The 276-nt window shown below is 43.8% G+C and carries 1 pseudogene; it reads right to left on the bottom strand.

Annotation, left to right across the window (positions count from 1 at the left end):
• Nucleotides 1-276: pseudogene (gene purR / locus FQ664_RS25975) on the bottom strand (HTH-type transcriptional repressor PurR); the annotation flags it as partial.

Consider the following 276-nt stretch of genomic DNA (forward strand, 5'->3'; position numbering starts at 1 on the left):
ACCTTTATCTTTGATTCGTTCTAGAAGAATCTCAAACGCATTCTTACCTACACGACGCTTCGGTTGGTGCACTGTTGTCAGTGGTGGAGAGAAATACTCAGCCAATTCGATATTGTCATAACCGATAACGGAAATATCTTCTGGAACTTTTACACCTAATTGTTGAAGGCGACTCATTAAACCGAATGCCATGGTGTCGTTGAAGCAGAATACGGCAGTAGGACGAACTTCCATTGCTGCAATACGGTTAGCGGCAATCACGGCCGTATCACATTC

The organism is Pseudomonas persica (genome assembly GCF_900291015.1).
In the GTDB taxonomy this organism is placed as follows: Bacteria; Pseudomonadota; Gammaproteobacteria; order Pseudomonadales; family Pseudomonadaceae; genus Aquipseudomonas.